15 protein-coding genes are annotated in these 17,502 nt (G+C 61.5%); 11 read left to right on the forward strand and 4 right to left on the reverse strand.

Annotated features, from left to right (window positions below; genetic code table 11):
- Positions 1-15: 15 nt before the first annotated feature.
- The 4 genes from ML540_RS03810 to ML540_RS03820 are packed head-to-tail and all read right to left on the reverse strand — an operon-like array spanning position 16 to position 3,186.
- Positions 16-1,212, reverse strand: a complete 1,197-nt coding sequence (locus tag ML540_RS03810) for a radical SAM protein (RefSeq protein WP_243358627.1) — start codon at positions 1,210-1,212, stop codon at positions 16-18.
- A gap of 14 nt (positions 1,213-1,226) precedes the next feature.
- Positions 1,227-2,108, reverse strand: a complete 882-nt coding sequence (locus ML540_RS03815) for a radical SAM protein (RefSeq protein WP_243358628.1) — start codon at positions 2,106-2,108, stop codon at positions 1,227-1,229.
- Between the two features lie 57 nt (positions 2,109-2,165).
- Complete coding sequence (locus ML540_RS17750) at positions 2,166-2,297, reverse strand: hypothetical protein (protein ID WP_279343219.1); 132 nt, start codon at positions 2,295-2,297, stop codon at positions 2,166-2,168.
- A gap of 37 nt (positions 2,298-2,334) precedes the next feature.
- On the reverse strand, positions 2,335-3,186 hold the full coding sequence (locus ML540_RS03820) for a sulfotransferase family protein (RefSeq protein ID WP_341482621.1): 852 nt from the start codon (positions 3,184-3,186) through the stop codon (positions 2,335-2,337).
- 644 nt (positions 3,187-3,830) lie between these two features.
- Between ML540_RS03820 and asnB the strand changes: the two genes are divergently transcribed.
- From asnB to ML540_RS03875, 11 genes are all read left to right on the forward strand, one after another.
- Positions 3,831-5,534 (forward strand): asparagine synthase (glutamine-hydrolyzing), encoded by a 1,704-nt coding sequence (gene asnB / locus ML540_RS03825; protein WP_279343220.1) that lies wholly within the window; start codon positions 3,831-3,833, stop codon positions 5,532-5,534.
- Positions 5,444-6,940 carry a glycosyltransferase family protein gene (locus tag ML540_RS03830; protein WP_243358631.1) on the forward strand — a complete coding sequence of 499 codons (1,497 nt, stop codon included), beginning with the start codon at positions 5,444-5,446 and terminating at the stop codon, positions 6,938-6,940. The genes asnB and ML540_RS03830 overlap by 91 nt, the downstream gene beginning before the upstream one ends.
- 40 nt (positions 6,941-6,980) lie before the next feature.
- On the forward strand, positions 6,981-8,429 hold the full coding sequence (locus ML540_RS03835) for a glycosyltransferase family protein (protein ID WP_243358632.1): 1,449 nt from the start codon (positions 6,981-6,983) through the stop codon (positions 8,427-8,429).
- Positions 8,430-8,455: 26 nt separating this feature from the next.
- On the forward strand, positions 8,456-9,517 hold the full coding sequence (locus ML540_RS03840) for a Gfo/Idh/MocA family protein (RefSeq protein WP_243358633.1): 1,062 nt from the start codon (positions 8,456-8,458) through the stop codon (positions 9,515-9,517).
- The gene (locus ML540_RS03845) at positions 9,505-10,539 is read left to right on the forward strand and encodes a GNAT family N-acetyltransferase (protein ID WP_243358635.1); all 1,035 of its coding nucleotides are present in this window, start codon (positions 9,505-9,507) and stop codon (positions 10,537-10,539) included. The genes ML540_RS03840 and ML540_RS03845 overlap by 13 nt, the downstream gene beginning before the upstream one ends.
- A gap of 4 nt (positions 10,540-10,543) precedes the next feature.
- On the forward strand, positions 10,544-11,245 hold the full coding sequence (locus ML540_RS03850; protein WP_243358637.1) for an FkbM family methyltransferase: 702 nt from the start codon (positions 10,544-10,546) through the stop codon (positions 11,243-11,245).
- A gap of 2 nt (positions 11,246-11,247) precedes the next feature.
- Positions 11,248-11,979 carry a class I SAM-dependent methyltransferase gene (locus ML540_RS03855; protein WP_243358639.1) on the forward strand — a complete coding sequence of 244 codons (732 nt, stop codon included), beginning with the start codon at positions 11,248-11,250 and terminating at the stop codon, positions 11,977-11,979.
- Positions 11,980-12,014: 35 nt separating this feature from the next.
- Entirely contained in the window at positions 12,015-13,478 is a 1,464-nt protein-coding gene (locus ML540_RS03860; RefSeq protein ID WP_243358640.1) for a B12-binding domain-containing radical SAM protein, read from the forward strand.
- 18 nt (positions 13,479-13,496) lie between these two features.
- Positions 13,497-14,606, forward strand: a complete 1,110-nt coding sequence (locus tag ML540_RS03865) for a DegT/DnrJ/EryC1/StrS family aminotransferase (protein ID WP_243358642.1) — start codon at positions 13,497-13,499, stop codon at positions 14,604-14,606.
- An 84-nt stretch (positions 14,607-14,690) separates the two neighbouring features.
- Positions 14,691-16,691 carry a hypothetical protein gene (locus ML540_RS03870; protein ID WP_243358645.1) on the forward strand — a complete coding sequence of 667 codons (2,001 nt, stop codon included), beginning with the start codon at positions 14,691-14,693 and terminating at the stop codon, positions 16,689-16,691.
- 105 nt (positions 16,692-16,796) lie between these two features.
- A complete protein-coding gene (locus ML540_RS03875) occupies positions 16,797-17,483 on the forward strand; it encodes an acylneuraminate cytidylyltransferase family protein (RefSeq protein WP_243358646.1) in 687 nt (228 codons plus the stop codon).
- Positions 17,484-17,502 lie beyond the last annotated feature (19 nt).

Below are 17,502 nucleotides of genomic sequence, written 5' to 3' on the forward strand. Positions count from 1 at the left end.
CCGGGCCGCGCCGGACTACCGTGCCCAAGCGGCATCTTCGTCCTCCACGATCTTCACCTGGCGGGAGATGTAGAACTTGGGATCGTCCACCAGGGGAATCCGCTGGGTCTGGGCCTCGTCCGCGCCGTGCAGGGAGGCGTAGTCGCCGTGGAAGCCGTCGCAAATGCCCCTGAGCCCGCATGACTCGCAGGCCGGGGCGAACTTGTAGCCGCAGTGCTCGCGGGCGCGCACGTAGGCGCTGTGGCGGTATTCGTCCTCACGGCTTACGGAGGCGTCCTCCAGGTAGCCTTCGTGGCCGAAAAGCTTGGAGCGGGAATTGGCCCACTTGAGCGTCACCGGGGCTTCCAGGTCGCCGCCCTGCCTGCGCTGCGGGTTGCGCCCGGTCCAGGACCAGGAGGCGTAGTCCCATTCGTGCAGGTCGTAGGGGAGCTGCTGGAAGTTGTAGAAGCTCTTGCGGTGGCGCTCCGGCACCTGGCACAGGGGCAGGTAGCGCACGTTGGCCTCCAGGCCGTTTTCCTCCAGGTAGTCGAGGGCGTCCACCAGGGGGCCGCGAACCTCAGTGTAGCAGGGCACGTCCTGGCCCGAACGCTGCCCCTTCTGCTGGTCCTCGAAGGGATTGAAGGCGATGAAGTTCACCACCCTGGCCCCGCTTTCCACGGCCAGGCGGGAGATTTCGGCCAGGTGCGGCAGCACCGACTTGGCCAGCACGCAGTTGAAGCGGAAGGGGATGTTCAGGGCCACCAGGTTTTCCAGGGCCTTCATCTGGCGGGCTGAGCCGCCGGGCAGGCCCACGGCGCGGTCGTAGTCCTCGCGCAGGCCGTGCACGGAGACCAGCAGGTCGCGCAGTCCGGCATCCTTGAGAGCTTGGCAGCGCTCGCGCTTGTCCAGCACGATGGCGTTGGTGATGAGCGTGGGCAGAAGCCCGATCTGCCGGCAATGGGCCACCAGGGCGCCGATGTCCGGGTAGATGGTGGGTTCGCCGCCCTGGATGTCCACGGCCGTGTTGCCGTAGTGCTCGCGCTGTGTCGAGCAGATGCCCTTGGCCTTGTCCAGGCTCATGAAGGGATGGTCCGGATGTTCGCTGGTGCTGATCCGGGTCTGGAAATAGCAGAAGTGGCAGCGCAGGTTGCAGGTCTGGCCGAGCCACAGGACGCCGCGGCGGGTGAGCACGCGCCGGGTGGTGGTGGAATATCCCTTGCCGTTTGCAGGCATGTGTCGATCCTTGTTCAAGAAGTCTGTTCCGGGTCGCCCTCGCCGCCCAGGCGGTCGGCGATGCGCTTGCGGTACTGGGCCTCTTCCTCCACCTCGGACATGTACCAGTTGGGGTGGGGGTTCCAGTCCTCGGGCATGCACTCGCCGCTGAACAGGGCGATGCGCTGCCTGCGAACCTTGGGGGACTCGATGCGCGTAAGCTCGCCCAGGTTGCCCTGGCTCACGTCGTCCACCTCCTCGGTGGACTTGCGCCTGGGCAGGGGGATGGCGCAGCCGCAGCGCGGGCACCAGCGCTCCTTCTGCTCCGTGAACTCGCCCGGTTCGCGCTTCCACCAGCCAGGCGTGACGGGCCAGCCGCCAGGGCCGTCGAAGAGCATGTCGAAGGCGGCGGCCACCTCGCAGAAGAAGGCCCCCTTGGGGGTGATGGTAGCGGACCAGTAGGTCTGCACCCAGCAGTTGTCGATGAGGCTCCACATCTTCACCGGGTCGGGCACGGCGTCCTTGGCCGCCACCAGCACCGGCTGGTGCAGGATGGCATCGATGGAGTGGTCGTTCAGGTAGAGGTTTCCGTACACTTCCTTGATGAGCTCGCCATACCTGGCGCTGTACTGCTTAGGGATGGTGGACCACAGCCCCCGGCGTTTCTTGTCGGGAATCCGGCGCTCCAGGTAGCGGGCGAACTTTTCGAATTCGGGGTGCAGCAGGGGCTCGCCGCCGATGGTGCCCACCATGCCGGGGAATTCGACGAGAGAGTCCACGGCCTGCTTGAACGTCTCGAAATCCATGAAAAAAGGCTTGCGATGATGGCCGATGAGCCGGGTGCAGTTGGAGCACTTGTTCACGCAGGCGTTGGTGATGTCGATCTGGATGATCTTCATTTGATGGAGCGCAATCATACGACCTCCCCTTGGGATGCGGCGAATCTAGCAATTCCTGTGCCTTAAGGCCAGGGTTCAGCTCCAGAGGACCCCGGCGTCCTCGTTCACCGCGTCCGAGACGAATATTCCCCGGAAATGGGCCTCGCATGGGTCCAGCGATCCCCCGGCCTTTCGCTCAGGCGGCCGCCGGTCGAAGGGCGGATGCATCCGGCCTCCTTGTCCGGTTCGGGGAGTCATCCCGGTGTCACGAGATATTCGGGTACAGCGTGAAGAGCTTCTCCGCGTCCTGCATGACCCGCTCGATGCCGGATGCGTCCTCCTCAGTCAGTATGGGGAGGTATCTGCCGATGTTGGACGCGGAAATCGCGGTTCCGAACAGCTTGGAGTACGCCTCGTCATTCTTGAAGTCCGTGATGTCAAAGTCCGAACGCCGCCAGAGGCTGGGAGCGTCGAGACCGGAAATGCCGAGCAGGGATTCCAATTCGGAAAAGGGGGTCTCGCGGACCAGGGTCTCGTAACGGATGCAGACAACCCGCCCGGCCAACGCCGGCGCTGAGTCGATCAGGCGGCCGTAGAGCCGGGCATAGCGGTTTGCCTGCTCGTGCACGTAGCCCGAGTCGTACCAGCCGGGATCGTTTCTTTGCTTGCGGATCCTCACCACCTGGGATGCCGCCACGTCGCGCACGTCCCTGACGAGCACAGCCAGGGTGGCGTCCGGGATCAGTTCACAGGTTTCCGGGGCCACGGCCAGCAACTCCGGGTCCTTGAGCACCAAGGTGCGCGGCTTGCGGAAGCCTGTCCAGAAATCCGAAAGAACTCCGTTTATCAATGTCACGTTGTACGAAGTGAAATCATCCAGGGTTTTGAAATAACCATTCGTATGCACATGGAATGTCGCATGGCCATGGGCGTATGCTTCAATGAGTTTTGTAAGCCAGCTGCATTCCTTCACGAAGGGGTTCGTGTCGGGGGACGTGCATATCAAAGCATGGAGCAGTGTTGTCCCTGAGCGAGCGTAACCGGCAATAAAGATCGGTTTGTACCTCTGTTCCATAAAACCACCTTCAGCTTGGAACTTGGAATAAGTACCCGGCATTCCCTCCTGCCGGGCCACTGACACGCAATGGCCTGCGCCGCCAATCGAACGAGGGACAAATGTCCATCAATCACGGTATGAAATCAATGACCACGGACGCGCTCAATTTCCTGACGCGTCATGCCCAGAGTCATTCCCGGCGATGGCGTGGCCTCACCCGCTGTTTGTTTGCTCGAACCGTGCCATTTGCTTCAGGTCTGCCGGGCCGGAACTGAGGCGGTCCGGGGGAGGGGGGCACCCGCGCCCAGGGGCATTCATCCCTCCACAGGCATGGAGCGCCTGACAGGGCTTGCTGCGGGCATCCTCCCGGGAGCCCGTCTTTTCCCGTTTGTCCTTTTTGCCTTTGGAATACGTGGTCTGGGGTGGGTTCTCGCTTGACGAGGGGAGGCCGGCCGACAGGGGGAGTTTTTTGCCGCAAATGAATCATTCGGTTACTGAATGATGTTGGACCCGGCAGAAACGTTCAGGGTGGCGGTGTTCGAGGCTTGCATGGCCGTGGACCTGCGAAAGCCCGGGAATGAAGCGCCTTCGGCCTTAAGATTTTTTCGATCCGTCCGAAATGATTCCCATAGGCATATGTTTTGCTAGCTTTCCCATGTCGTGATTGTTAACTCGGCGAATGATTTGTTAGCAAGGGTGATGGTATGTGCGGCATAGCGGGGATTTACGATTTCTCTGGCCCGGTGGCGGCAGAAGCCCTCGTGCGTTTTACGGATTCCCTGGCCCACCGCGGGCCGGACGGGAAGGGCACGCACCTGGACGGCCCCATCGGGCTCGGACACCGCCGCCTGGCCATCCTCGACCTGTCCGAGGCAGGCGCCAATCCCATGCGCTACGCGGGGCCGGACGGCAGGGAGTTCTGGATCTCCTATAACGGAGAGGTCTACAACTTTCTGGAGTTGCGCGCAGAACTTGAGGCCCTGGGGCATCGTTTCCGCACGGACACCGATACCGAGGTGATCGCCGCCGCATACGCCCAGTGGGGGGACGCCTGCCAGGAGCGTTTCAACGGCATGTGGGCCTTCGCCCTATGGGATCCCCTGGAAAGGAGCCTGTTCCTTTCCCGTGACCGCTTCTCCATCAAGCCCTTGTACTACCTCGACCAGGGGCGGCGTTTTTGTTTCGCCTCCGAACTCAAGGCATTCCCGGAGTTGGACGGGTACGACCCCGAATGCAACGAATCCCTCGTGCCGATGCTGCTGGCCAGTCCCGGAGCCTATGAGGGGACCACCACCCAGACGCTCTTCGCCGGAGTCCACAGGCTCCCGGGGGGGCATTGCCTCCGTGTCGGACCAGACGGCACCCGGACCGTTAGGCGCTGGTGGAACACGCACGATCATATTCCCGAGATACCCGGACGCTATGAAGAGCAGGTGGAGCGCTTTCGGGAATTGTTTTTCGATGCCGTCAGAATCCGCATGCGCAGCGACGTCGCAGTGGGCACGTGCCTGAGCGGCGGGGTGGACTCCAGTGCGGTGGCCTCGGCCATGGCTTGGCTGCAAGGCCACAGGCCAGACCATGATCTCGGCCGCTGCCCGGAGGACTGGCAGCGCACGTACATCGCCACATTCCCGGGCACCATGATCGACGAGCGCGAGTACGCGGACGAGGTGGTCAGGCATGTGGGGGCGCGTCCGTCCTACTGGACCTTCGAGCCCCGGGAAGCGCTCGACAATGTCCTGGAATCGACCTGGGCCATGGAAGAGGTGTACAACGGCATCGCCGTGCCGGGTTGGGCCCTCTACCGCGAGATGCGCAGAGGTGGTACGAAAGTGTCTCTCGACGGCCACGGCGGGGACGAACTCCTGTGCGGCTACACATGGTACCTCGATTTCCCCATGAACGAGGTCAACGCCCGCATCGAAGCCGACTTCCACACTAATCTTCTGCCGGCGATTCTTCGCAACTACGATCGCTGCTCCATGGCGCATGGAATAGAAGTGCGCATGCCCATCATGGATTGGCGGCTCGTGACGTTCTGTATGGGGCTTCCCGCCCGCTCGAAGATCGGTGAGGGATACACGAAACGGATCTTCCGCGACGCACTGCGCGGGATAATGCCTGAGAAGAACAGGACGCGCCTTTCGAAATTCGGGTTCAATTCCCCCATGATAGAGTGGTTCAACGGCGGACTGGCTCCGCTCATCGAGCAGGTGACCTCCTCGCCCATGTTCCTCGAAAGCCCGCATTGGGACGGCCCGGCCCTACGGGCGCGCATCGTGGACAAGACCTCCAACAAGGCCTGGACAATGGCCGATTGGGGCGAAACCCTGAATGTCTGGACCAGGATGAACGTGGTTCTCTGGCAGATGATGTTCATCACCCGCGACATCGTCGTGACAAGGTAGAAGCCATGGCGAGATTTTTTCAGCTTCTGACATTCCACGACGGCTATCTGGACGCCTTCTACCTGCAACATCCGGAAGTGGCGCGCATGGCGTATCAGGATCATCTCCGGGCCTTGATGGAGGATGGTTTCGGAGGAGGGCATCTGCTGGCGCCCTATCTCGCAGACTTGGGGCACGCGGCCGGTTTCACCGTCGTCAACAGCCGCCCTCTGCAGGAGAGCTGGTGCCGGGAGAACGGCGAGCCCTTCCCCGCATGGCCGGAGGGGGAAAAGGAGCTCGCGGCCAGGCAGGTGGCGGCGTTTGCTCCGGACGTCCTCTATCTCTCCGAGTCCCTGGGGTACGACAGTCGTTTTCTGCGGACGCTGCCTGCCCTGCCCCGCCTGGTGCTGGGTTGGCGAGCGGCCCGGATTTCGCCGGACGTGGACTGGACCCTCTTCGACGCGATCCTGTCCTCCGGCAGGCATTGCCTGCGCATTGCCCGGGAGAGGGGCGCACGCGACGCCGTCTATTCGTTCCCCGGCTTCGCCCCGTTCATCGCCGACAAAGTGCGCGGCGTGCCCAAAATCCACGATGTGGTGTTCTGCGGCCCGCTAACCCAGGAGCACGGGACCTGCAGTGCGCTGCTGACCGAAATCGCCAAAGCTCCTTTGGGCATAAGAGGAGACTTGCGGCCCGCGTTCTTTATACATCCCCTTACTCCTGAACGTATACCCGCCGGGGTGGCCATGCACGATCATGGTCCCCGTTGGGGGACGGATATGTACGAAGCATTGGCTTCGGCACGGATTGTGGTCAATGCGAACATAGACATCCCAGGAGGCGAGGGCCCCAATATGCGCTTGTTCGAGGCCACAGGATGCGGAGCCTTTTTACTGACGGAGAGGCAGCATAATATCGAGGTGTTTTTTGAGCCCGGAGTGGAGGTGGAGACATTTTCCAGCCCTTCTGAAATGTTGGACAAAATTTACTATTATCTGGCCCACCCCGAGGAACGCGAAGCCATCGCCGCTCGAGGGCACGCACGCTGCATGAAGGATTATGTCCAACCCAGGCGCGCCCTGGCCTTGGACCGGCTCATCCGGAACGAGCTCGGTTCTGCGGAGGGCGTAACGGATTTCGGGCCTGATGGGGCGCGTCGCGCAGTCGACCTCCTGGAGCAGGCCGAAAAGCTGGCCGCAGGAGGGAAGCCCAGCGAGGCTCGAGAGCTTCTCGGCGCAGCTGAAGCCTTGGCCGGCCCCGGCATTTTCGGACTGGAGCATTGCCGGGCGGTTATCCTGGACGCCGAAGGCGACGCCGAGGGAAGCCTGTGGGCAGCCCGCAAAGAGGTGCTGGCCCATCCCGAAAACGACCGGGCCAGATGTTTTTTCTCTCAGCTCATGATGTCCGGGGCCGAAAGGACGTGCTGACGCACGACTAAACAATGACGACTCAATTGGACTCAATCTGATGCGTTTCTTCCAGCTTACGACCTTTTACGACGGCTACCTGGACGCCTTTTACCGCGAGCATCCCGACGTGCTGGAGATGTCTTATGCCGATCACCAGCGAGCCATCATCGCGGATGGTTTTGGGGGCGGCCATATCATCGCTCCGTATCTGAACGAAATTGGGTACGAATCCACATTTTCCGTAGTGAACAGCCGCCCTTTGCAGGAACGTTGGTGTCTGGAGAACGGGATCGCTTTCCCGAACTGGCCTGGAGGGGTGAAAGAGCTTGCCGCAGCCCAGGTCGCGGCCTTCGATCCCGACGTCCTCTACCTGCTGGACCCCACAAGTTACGACAATGCCTTCCTGAAGATGTTGCCCAGGCAGCCCCGGCTGGTTTTGGGCTGGCGTTGCGCCAGTATCCCCATAAGCGTGGACTGGAGGAACTTCGACGCCATCCTTTCAGCCTGGAGCCCGTGCCTGGATACTGCCCGGAGCCGGGGCGCGGGCGACGCTATTTACGCAATACCCGGGTTTGCAGCCTTCATGGCCGAACATGTCCGCGGCATACCCAAACGGCATGACGTAGTATTCTGCGGCTCCTTCACCCCTGCGCATTCCTTCAGGAGCAATTTACTGTGCGAAATTGCCGAAGCCCGTCTTGGCCCTCGAGGTGATTTCGACTTGGCGTTCTTCATGCTCGCTCCGACCCCGGAGGCCATGCCCGAGGGGCTGGCCAGGCACGACCATGGCCCGCGCTGGGGACGAGACATGTACGAAACTCTCGCCTCAGGCCGGATCATCCTCAACGCGGGCATCGATTTTTCCGTCAATGAAGCCCCGAGTATGAGGGTGTTGGAGACCACCGGCTGCGGTTCGTTCCTGCTTACGGAGCGCCATCGGAACATCAGTGCGTTTTTCAAGCCCGGCGAGGAGGTCGAGACCTTCGAAGACTCCGAAGAGATGCTGGACAAGATTTACTACTACCTGGCCCATCCCGAAGAGCGCGAGCGCATCGCCGCACGAGGCCAGGCCCGATGCCTGAGGGACTATTCCCAGAACCGCAGGGCGCGTGCCTTCGACGCTCTCGTACGGCGAAAGATGGTGTCCGAGCCGGAAGCAAGTTTCCCAGCCGATCCGGCGGCCTTGCGCCAAGAAGCCCAACGTCTTTCCGGCGAAGCCGGAAAGAACTCGCAGGGGCAGGCTTCTCCGAAGCTTTCTGGGCTGGTGAAATATATCCTGTCCTTGGCCGTGAATGCGGCCCAGGCAGGGGATGCGGGGCTCGCCAGCGAACTCCTGGGCATTGTCGACGCCACGGGCGTGGAGGCCCTGGATCGGAGCTATTGCCGCGCGCTTCTCCACATGGCCCGGGGCGATGCAGCCGGTGCCGAGGCGGAAGCCCGTCTGGAAGTGGCCGCACATCCGGAGAATGACCGCGCTCGCGCGCTGCTCTCTTCCCTTCTGCACTAACGATTGAACTACGAGGTTTCTCCAGCATGCCCCAATCCGTCACTCCCTTCGAACCCGTGGAGCGCCCCCTTCGGCTGGCCCAGATCGGGGCAGGCTACTGGGGGCCGAACCTCATTCGCAACTTCGTCCAGGCGGAAGGGGTCGGGAGCTTGACGGTCTGCGATAAAGACCCGGCTCGCCTGGAAAAGATCAAACGGCAATACCCCCATGTGAAAGTGACTACCGAGGCGGCCTCGGTTCTGTCCGATCCGGAAATCGACGGCGTGATCCTGGCCGTGCCGGCTTCGGGCCACCACCGGATGGCTATGCGGGCTCTCTCAAACGGCAAGCACGTCTTCGTGGAGAAGCCTCTGGCGGCCACACTGGCCGAGGCCGAGGAGATGGTGAACCTTGCGCGGCAGGAGCGGCGCATCCTCATGGTTGGGCATACGTTCCTGTTCAACGTGGCGGTCCGCCGTGTCAAAGAGTACATCGATTCCGGCGAACTTGGGGAGATATACTACATTCTGGCCCAACGGCTGAACCTGGGCCGCGTGCGCGACGACGTGAACGCATGGTGGAACCTGGCTCCCCATGACATCTCCATCATTCACTACTGGCTTGGCGAGACGCCTACGCGGGTGACGGCCAAGGGCTTCACCTTCCTGCAGGACGGCATAGAGGACGTGGTCTTCAGCTCACTTGATTTCTCTTCCGGCTCTGCAGCTCACATCCATGTAAGCTGGTTGGACCCGGTCAAGACGCGGCGTATCGTGGTGGTTGGTTCAAAAAAGATGCTGGTCTACGACGACGTCTCCTCGGAATCGAAGATCACCCTGTACGACAAGGGTATCGACAAGAAGAACATAGTTCGCAATCTACCGGACATAGAAAGTTTCGCCAGTTTCCATTTCGAGAACCGCTATGGGGAGATACGGATACCTCATCTGCGCTTTCAGGAGCCCCTGGCCCTTGAATGTCAGCACTTCGTGGAATGCATACGGGAGGGAAAAAATCCCTTGACCAGCGGAGAGTCCGGCCTCGACGTGGTGCGTGTGCTGGAAGATGCCCAGCGCAGTCTGAAAGGGGATTCCCAGTGGATGAAGTGACACCGTCTTCCCTCTTGATCGTGCCGTGGGAAGGAAGCCGTACCGCAGCGGACGTTTTCGTCTCCACCAGCTATATCGCGACGCTTCGCGCGGAATACAACTTCGAATTCGAAGCGGTGGTACGCCGTCGGGGCGGTGTGGACACGTTGCTCCTGCCTTTCGCCCGGATCACGGATCTTTTCGGAAGCCGCATAGTATCCCTGCCTTTTTGTGACTACGTGACCTGCTCTTCCCCGGAGGGGGTGGCGGAGGCGGCCGAGCTTTTGCAGAAAACCTATCCAACCCGCCAGATCGTTCTGAAAATCCTGGGCGAGGTCCCTCGCCTTGAACCCCTCGGGTTTACGGTCATGCGCCGGGGCGATTGCCACCGCATTCCCTTGAACGCCACGGACGAGGAGCTCTGGACCAGGACCTCCAGGGCGTTTCGCAAGGGGGTCAACAAGGCCTTGCGTAGCGGCCTGCGGGTGGAAGAAGCCACTTCAGTGGATGCCCTGCAGCCGTTTTACCGCATGCTGACCGACCTCAGGCGGCAGAAGTTCGGCATCCTGCCCCAGCCTGTCGGGTATTACGAGCAATTGCACAGCCGGTTCATGAACGAGGGACACGGGGCTGTTTGGCTCGCTCTCCTGGGCGACCGGCCCGTGGCTGCGGCATGCATCCTTGAACACGGCAACTCGCTCTACGACAAGATGGGCGTCTCGGACACAGAGTACCTCGATATGCGCCCCAACAACCTGCTTCTCTGGGAGGTCATGCGCCGGGGGAGGGAACGCGGCCTGGAATATTTGGACATGGGGTTGAGCCCAGAGTCCAATCCGGGCCTCATCCGCTTCAAGGAGGGGCTCGGCGGAAACGCTACGCCGGTCCGTTATTACCGCTGGCTGCCGCAGAATCATGACAGCGCCCAGGAGGCGGTCCTTCGGGAGACCCTTTCCGGCCTCACCGCCATCCTCACCCGGCCGGACGTTCCGGAAAGCGCGGTGTTTGCGGCGAGCAACCTTTTATACCGCAATTTCGGATGAACACATGGAACTGAGCACTCATCACATCGGCAAGCTGGCCCTCTTGTACCGCCCCGACTCCCACGACCTCTCCATCCTCAAGGAGATATGGGAGGGCGGGGTCTACGCCCGGCATTTCCCGGCTGGCCGCGAGGCCTGCATCGTGGATATCGGTGCGCACAACGGGTATTTTTCTCTCTACGCCGCCACCCACGCAGCCCCCGGTTCCGTGGTGATTGCCTATGAGCCCATGCCGGACAACTTCGCTATTTTCGAGCGCAACCTGCGCGAGAACGACGTCTCCTGCGTGGACGCACGCAATTTGGCCGTGGGCGCCAAAACCGGCAGCATCACTCTTTACCGCAATCAGGCCCACAGCGGCGGGCACAGCCCCTATCTGGAACGGGTGAATGTTTACGCCAGCAACACGGTGATCCCCTTCGAGATCCCCTGCCTGTCCTTGGCCGAGGCCTTCCCCACAGAGCCCCGGGAAATCGACATGTGCAAGCTCGACTGCGAGGGAGGGGAGTTCGACATCCTGTTGGCCGCCGATGTGGACACGCTTCGCCGGGTCAAGGTCTTCGCCGTGGAATTCCACGAGTTCGGCGACCACAAGAAAGAGGAACTCTTGGAGATGTTCGCCCGTGGGGGGTACGATGTGGACCACGCCTACCTGCCGAGCAAGTACGACATCCGCTACGGCTCCATGTGGGCGGTGAGGCGTTGACCATGGCGTGCGATCCCGGCAGCAGAATGGAGGAACTGGACAGCCAGGCCCTCCAGTACGAGCGGTGTGGATTCTGGCAGCATTACGTGCACAAGTCCGGAACAATCATCGCTCCCCGCGTGGCAGGCAAGCGCGTCCTGGAGATGGGCTGCTCCACCATGGTGATCTCGCCCCTGCTCTTTTCCGCGGCCCGTGAGCTGGAGATTGTGGAGGGGTCCTCGATCTTCTCCCGGCAAGCCAGGGAGCGTTTCGGCGATGATGTGCTGGTGCACAACAGCATGTTCGAGGAGTTCACCCCGGGTTCCCCCTACGAGGCGGTGGTTCTGGCCAACACCATGCACCATCTTGCCGACCCGGAGATGGTCCTCAGGCGTCTCAAGTCGTGGCTGGTCCCGGGCGGCAGCCTTCATCTCACCGTGCCCAACATGCTTTCGTTGCACCGCCGGATGGGTGTTCTGATGGGGCTCATCCCTGATATTTCCGGCGTCTCGGAGCGCAACCGCATGTTCATGCAGTCCGGGCGCTACACGAAGGAGTCCCTGACGGCCATACTCACGGGCTGCGGGTACACGGTCCGGGAGAGTTTCTGCTTTTTCCTCAAACCTTTCAGCGATGAGCAGATGGAAGCCCTCAACCCGACGCAGGACATGGTGGACGCCCTGTTTGAGTTGGGCAAACTCTTCCCGGAGCTGGCCAGCCTGATCTACGTGGAAGCCTCTCCCTCCGCACCCTAGCGGCACCTCGGAAACGGTGCATGGATCCTAAGGCCATGGAAATTCAAAAAATTTTTTTGGTAAAGCCCAACATCCTGGTGCGCAAGGGCTTCGTCCTGCAGAGCAGGATGTGTCCCCCCATCGGGTTGTGCTATCTGGCCGGTACGCTTCGTCCCCACGGACACGTTGTGGAAATACTCGACACCGTGGCGGAGGCACCGGACGCCGTGAGGCCCTACCGCGAAACGCATCAGGCGTACGGGCTTGACGACGAACAGCTCCTGGAGCGGATCCGTCGCTTTTCTCCGGACGTTGTGGGCATCGGCGGCTTCACCAGCCAGACCCCGCGCATCCGCGAAATGGTCTCGCGCATAAAGGAGGCTTTTCCGGAAGTGACCGTGGTCCTGGGAGGGGCCGCCGCCACTGTCATGCCGGAATACATGCTGCGAAACACCCTGGCTGATTTCCTCATCATGGGTGAGGGGGAGCAGTCTTTCCTGGAGCTTCTGCGGCGCATGAGAGCCGGAGGGCAGGATTTTATCGGTGTGGACGGCTTGGCCTACCGTAAAAACGGGCAGATATGCGTCAATCCCAAGACGCTTTTCCAGAATGATATTGACGCCATACCTTGGCCAGCCAGGGATCTTCTCCGCCACGAGGCCTACCATGCGGATGGTGTGGCCATGCCGGTTATCACCTCGCGCAGCTGCCCTGGGCACTGTTCGTTTTGTAGCGTGCACAGCATGTCCGGAAAGAAGTGGCGCGGACGCGACCCCCTGGATGTGGCCGACGAGATCGAACATGTTGTCACAGACCTGGGTTACAAGACGGTGTCCATCTTTGATGACGCGGCCAACGTCGTGCCGGAGCGCCTGGCGACTATCTGCCGTGAAGTGGTGCGCCGTAAGCTCGATGTGCGCCTGACCTTCCCCAGCAGCTTGATCATGAACCAGATCACTCGCGAGCTGCTTGAATGCATGAAAGATTCTGGAGCCATCGGGCTTTCGCTTTCCATCGAGCACGCCAGCGAACATATGCGCAACACCGTCATGCGCAAGAACCTGAATCTGGAACATGTGGACCGGGTCATCACCTGGTGCAAGGATCTCGGGCTCCTGACCCTGGGAAACTTCGTCATCGGCATGCCCGGCGAAACCCACGAATCGCTCGACGAACTCGCGCAATACCTTGGAGGACGGGGATCCCGGCTGGACCTGGCCTCGGTGTACGTGGCCACTCCGTTCCCCGGAACGCCATTTTACGAACAATGCCTGGGCGCTGGCCTGATTAAGAGCCCGGAAAAGAAGGAGTTCCTGGATTTCGACACGTATGAAGCCCATATCCTGCTCGATACCATGACCCAAGAGAGCCTTTTTGAGCACAAAGCGGCAATCGAGGCAGCGTTTCAGGCCGCAAAAGGCGAGGCCCACCCGGCTGGCCGCCTGAGAAAGATATTCCGCAAGCCCGACAACGAGGGCGTCCGTTTCCTGGAAACGGAGTACTTCAAGACGCAACCCTAAAGGCGGCATGGAACAGTCATGACCATACCCTTCGTTGATCTGAAAGCGCAGTACGAAAGCATCAAGCAGGAAATCGCCGACGCCGTGACCGAGGTGCTCGAAACGCGCACCTTCATTCTGGGCCCCCATGTCGCGGCGTTCGAGAAGTGTTTCGCCAAATCATGCGGGGCGGAGCATTGCATCGGCGTGGGCAACGGGACCGACGCCCTGTTCATTGCCCTCAAGAGCCTCGGTTTCGGCCCGGGGGACGAGGCGCTCGTTCCCGCGAACACGTTCGTCGCCACGTCCGAGGCGGTGAGCATGTGCGGCGGACGGCCGGTTTTTGTGGATGCCGAAGAGGCCGGATACCACATGGACCTGGCCGATGCGCGTGCCAAGGTCACCGCCCGGACCAAGGTCGTCCTTCCGGTGCACCTCTATGGGCAGCCCATGGATATGGACGCCGTCAGGGGCTTTGCCGGCGAATTCGGCCTGAAGATCGTGCAGGACTGCGCCCAGGCCCATGCCGCAACCTTTGGCGGGAAGCCCCTGGCCGAATTCGGCGACGCATGCTGCTACAGTTTTTTCCCGGGGAAAAACCTTGGGGCCTACGGCGACGCGGGGGCCATCGTCACCAACGACGAAGAGCTGGCCGGCCGGTGCCGCATGTTCGCCAACCATGGGCGGCGGGGGAAATACGACCACGAGTTCGAGGGGGTCAACTCGCGCATGGACGGGTTGCATGGCGCCGTGCTCGGCGTGAAGCTCAAATACCTGGACCAGTGGACGCAGGCCCGACGGACCAACGCCGGAGCCTATGACGAACTCCTGGCGGGGATTCCCGGCGTCGTCCGTCCGGTGGCTCTGCCGGGCAGGCGGCATGTTTACCATCTGTACGTGGTGCGCGTGCGCAACAGGGACGGATTGCGGGCTTTCTTAAGCGAACACGGGGTGGCCACGGGGGTGCACTACCCCATCGCCCTGCCGAGCTTGACGGCCTATTCCCATCTGGGGGCCGCCCCGCAGGACTTTCCGGTGGCCGGAAGGCTGGCCGGGGAGATCCTGTCCCTGCCCATGTACCCGGAACTGTCGCGCGAACAGATCGAATACGTCGCGAACCTGATCAGGAGCTTCGCGGGAAATGCGTGAGTGCTACGCACTGCTTCACGCCGGGACATCCTCCCGGGCCGGTGGAGCGGGCGATTCCACAAGGCGCGCAATCCGGATGGGCACATGAACCAATCCCGGCCGAGAGCCAGAAAGCACCTGCTCCTCCATAACCTGTTCAACTACGGGCACTTCCTGGTTTATGCGGCGAACATCACCCAGTGGGCCCTGAGCAGGGGATTTCACGTGACCCTCATGGGCCGTGGGCTTGCCGGCACCGGCTACGCCAGGCGTTTCGCCTCCTCGCGGGAGGTGGACATCCTGGAGATGGCGCCGGGCTCCGCGATGGATCAACGGGAAGCGGCCTGGGCCAAGCCCGAGCTTCTCGCGAGGGCGGCCGAGGACATCCTGGTGGCGCAGCGCTCGCTCGCTCCCGACGCCACCATCCTCCTCAACGCCGATGACTTCCTGCACGAGGGGGTGGGCATCCTCGACCCGGATTTCGCCTTCCGCTCCCCCACGGTGGGGGTGGTGACCTTCGGGCACCGGGACCACTACCTGGGGTTCAAGGACGCCTACGCGGCCCGGCTCGATACGCTCATCCAAGAGCGGCGTCCCTTCAGCGCGATTTGCACTCTCGACGAGTACCACGCGGCCGCTGTCGATCCTGAGGAGCGATATCTGGTTTTTCTTCCCGACATGTACTCCGAGCCCTCCGGAGGTCTGGTCGAGGCCGAACCCGAGGAGGCCCGGCGTCTGCGTTCGTTCCTGGACGGCGGCACGGGCCCGGTGATCCCCATCCTGGGCAAGTTCGACGCGCGCAAGAACGCCGTATGGACGCTGCGCCTCGTGGCCGAGCACCCACAGGCGTGCTGCGTCGTCCTGGGCGAGCGCCTGCCGTGCCGGGAGGACCTCGAGATCGACGCGATTCTCACCCGGCTGACGGCAGAGGGACGGGCCTTCGTCCTTACGGGGTTCGTGCCGGAGGGGCTTCTCAGGATGACGCTCGCCCACGCGCGCACGACATTCCTCCCGCTTCCCTATGTATGCCATTACGGTTCCTCGGGGTTGCAGTTCATGGCTTTGGAATACGGCAAGCCCTCTCTCGTCCCGGACAACGGCCTCATGGCCAGGCGCGTGGCGGACCACGGGTTGGGGCGGGTTTTCGAGGCAGGCAGATTCGCGGCCTACGAGCGGGCCTTCTTGGAATTCCTGGCTCCGGGACGCATCGGCGGAACGAGCGGCATCCGGCGCTTCATGTCCTTCTTCTCCGAGCGCGCGCGCGTGGCTCAATTAGACAAGGCCCTGGGCCTCGGGAGCGGCGAGGACGTACTCGGAGCGTTGCTGGCGGACAGGGTGCCCGAGCCTGCGGCGTTTCAGGCCATGCACTCGGCCCTGGACCTCCATCTTCGCGGCGAGGACGAGGCCGCCCTCGCGCAGATGGAAGCCGCCTTGGCCGAGTCCCCTGGAAACGGCACGCTCCTCTTCCGCAAGGCCATGGTGCTCTCCTCTCTGGGGGATGAGCGGGCTTGCTCCTCCGTGTTGTCGTCCTGCCTGGCGTCGGGGGGAGGGGATGAGCTGGATTTCTACGTGCGCGTACGGCTGGATGCGGCGGCGGAATTGCTGAGGCAAGGCGACGGTTCCGGGGTCGTGGAAGCCGTGAAGTCCACGCTGGGAATCATTCCCGGGGGAATTGCAGGCGACGCAGCCGTCGGAGTCGAGCCGCTGCTGGCTCTTGCCGGTAAGAGCGGTGTCCTGTCCTCGCCCACGTGGCAAAAGATTGGCGCGTTGCTGGCCCAGGCCGGAGCTCACCCCCCCGCAGCGACGGCTTTCCGCCAAGCCTTGGCGCTGGATGCATCCGAGCACTCCTACCGCCTGAACCTCTCGGACGTGCTTCGCTATGCGGGTCTCTACGAGGAGTCCGCCGGGGTACTCGACGAGTTGTCGAGGCTCGCTCCGGGATTTTACGGGATTCACCACAAGCGGGGGCAGATTTTTTACGAAATGGGCCTTTTGGGCGAGGCGAAGCGCGAATTCTTGAGTGAGCCCGCGCAGTCGCCTCACCATTTGGCCGCTTCACGGTATTTAGAGAAGCTGGGCGGCTGGACGGTGTCGGGAAGCGAGTGAGAGAGTGGCGTATTTTTTGCAAAAATAGGCAGCAAAAGTGCACGAGCCCCGGCAACCTGTGTCGACCGGTGAAGTCACGTCATAACTGTTTCGTGGGGAAGCGGCATGAACAACCAATCCAAGCGACGGGAAGTCCTCGCCATAATACCGGCGCGAGGCGGCTCGAAAGGCGTACCCCGGAAGAACCTTTTCCCTCTCTGCGGCGAGCCGTTGATATCATATAGCATCAAAGTGGCATTGGCGAGCAATCTGATAACCCGGGTTGTTGTGTCGACAGAAGATGAAGAGATTGCCGAAGTGTCGCGGTCATACGGCGCGGATGTGCCTTTTCTGCGCCCGAAGGAACTGGCCGGAGATTGCAGCAATCTTGACGACTCGTTCGCATATACTTTGTCGAAATTGAGTGATTCAGGATATGTCCCGGATAGCGTAGTCTTTTGTTTCCCGACATCACCGTTCAGGACGCCAAGGTTCATTGACCATATGGTTTCACGGTTATGTGATGGGTACAAGAATGTTCTCACGGCAAAGAATGTCGCTGGGGATAAGACATATTATTCAGAGGATAAAATTAGAGGGACGGCGAACAGCGTGCGCATTGATCGCAATGGGATGCGATACTTCAAGATATATAATATTTTTTCTGGATATAACGTGTTGTCGTCTCCCAGAGGGGCGTACATTTATCACGTCGAAGACCCGGTGATGCTGATCGACATAGATACTCCTGCTGATTTCCGGTATGCGGAGATGGTGATACAAGCGGGGCTTTTCGACTTCAGCTTGAATTAGTCGGGATTTGTCATTGTAG

Origin of the sequence: Fundidesulfovibrio terrae (genome assembly GCF_022808915.1) — a bacterium.
GTDB lineage: Bacteria > Desulfobacterota > Desulfovibrionia > Desulfovibrionales > Desulfovibrionaceae > Fundidesulfovibrio > Fundidesulfovibrio terrae.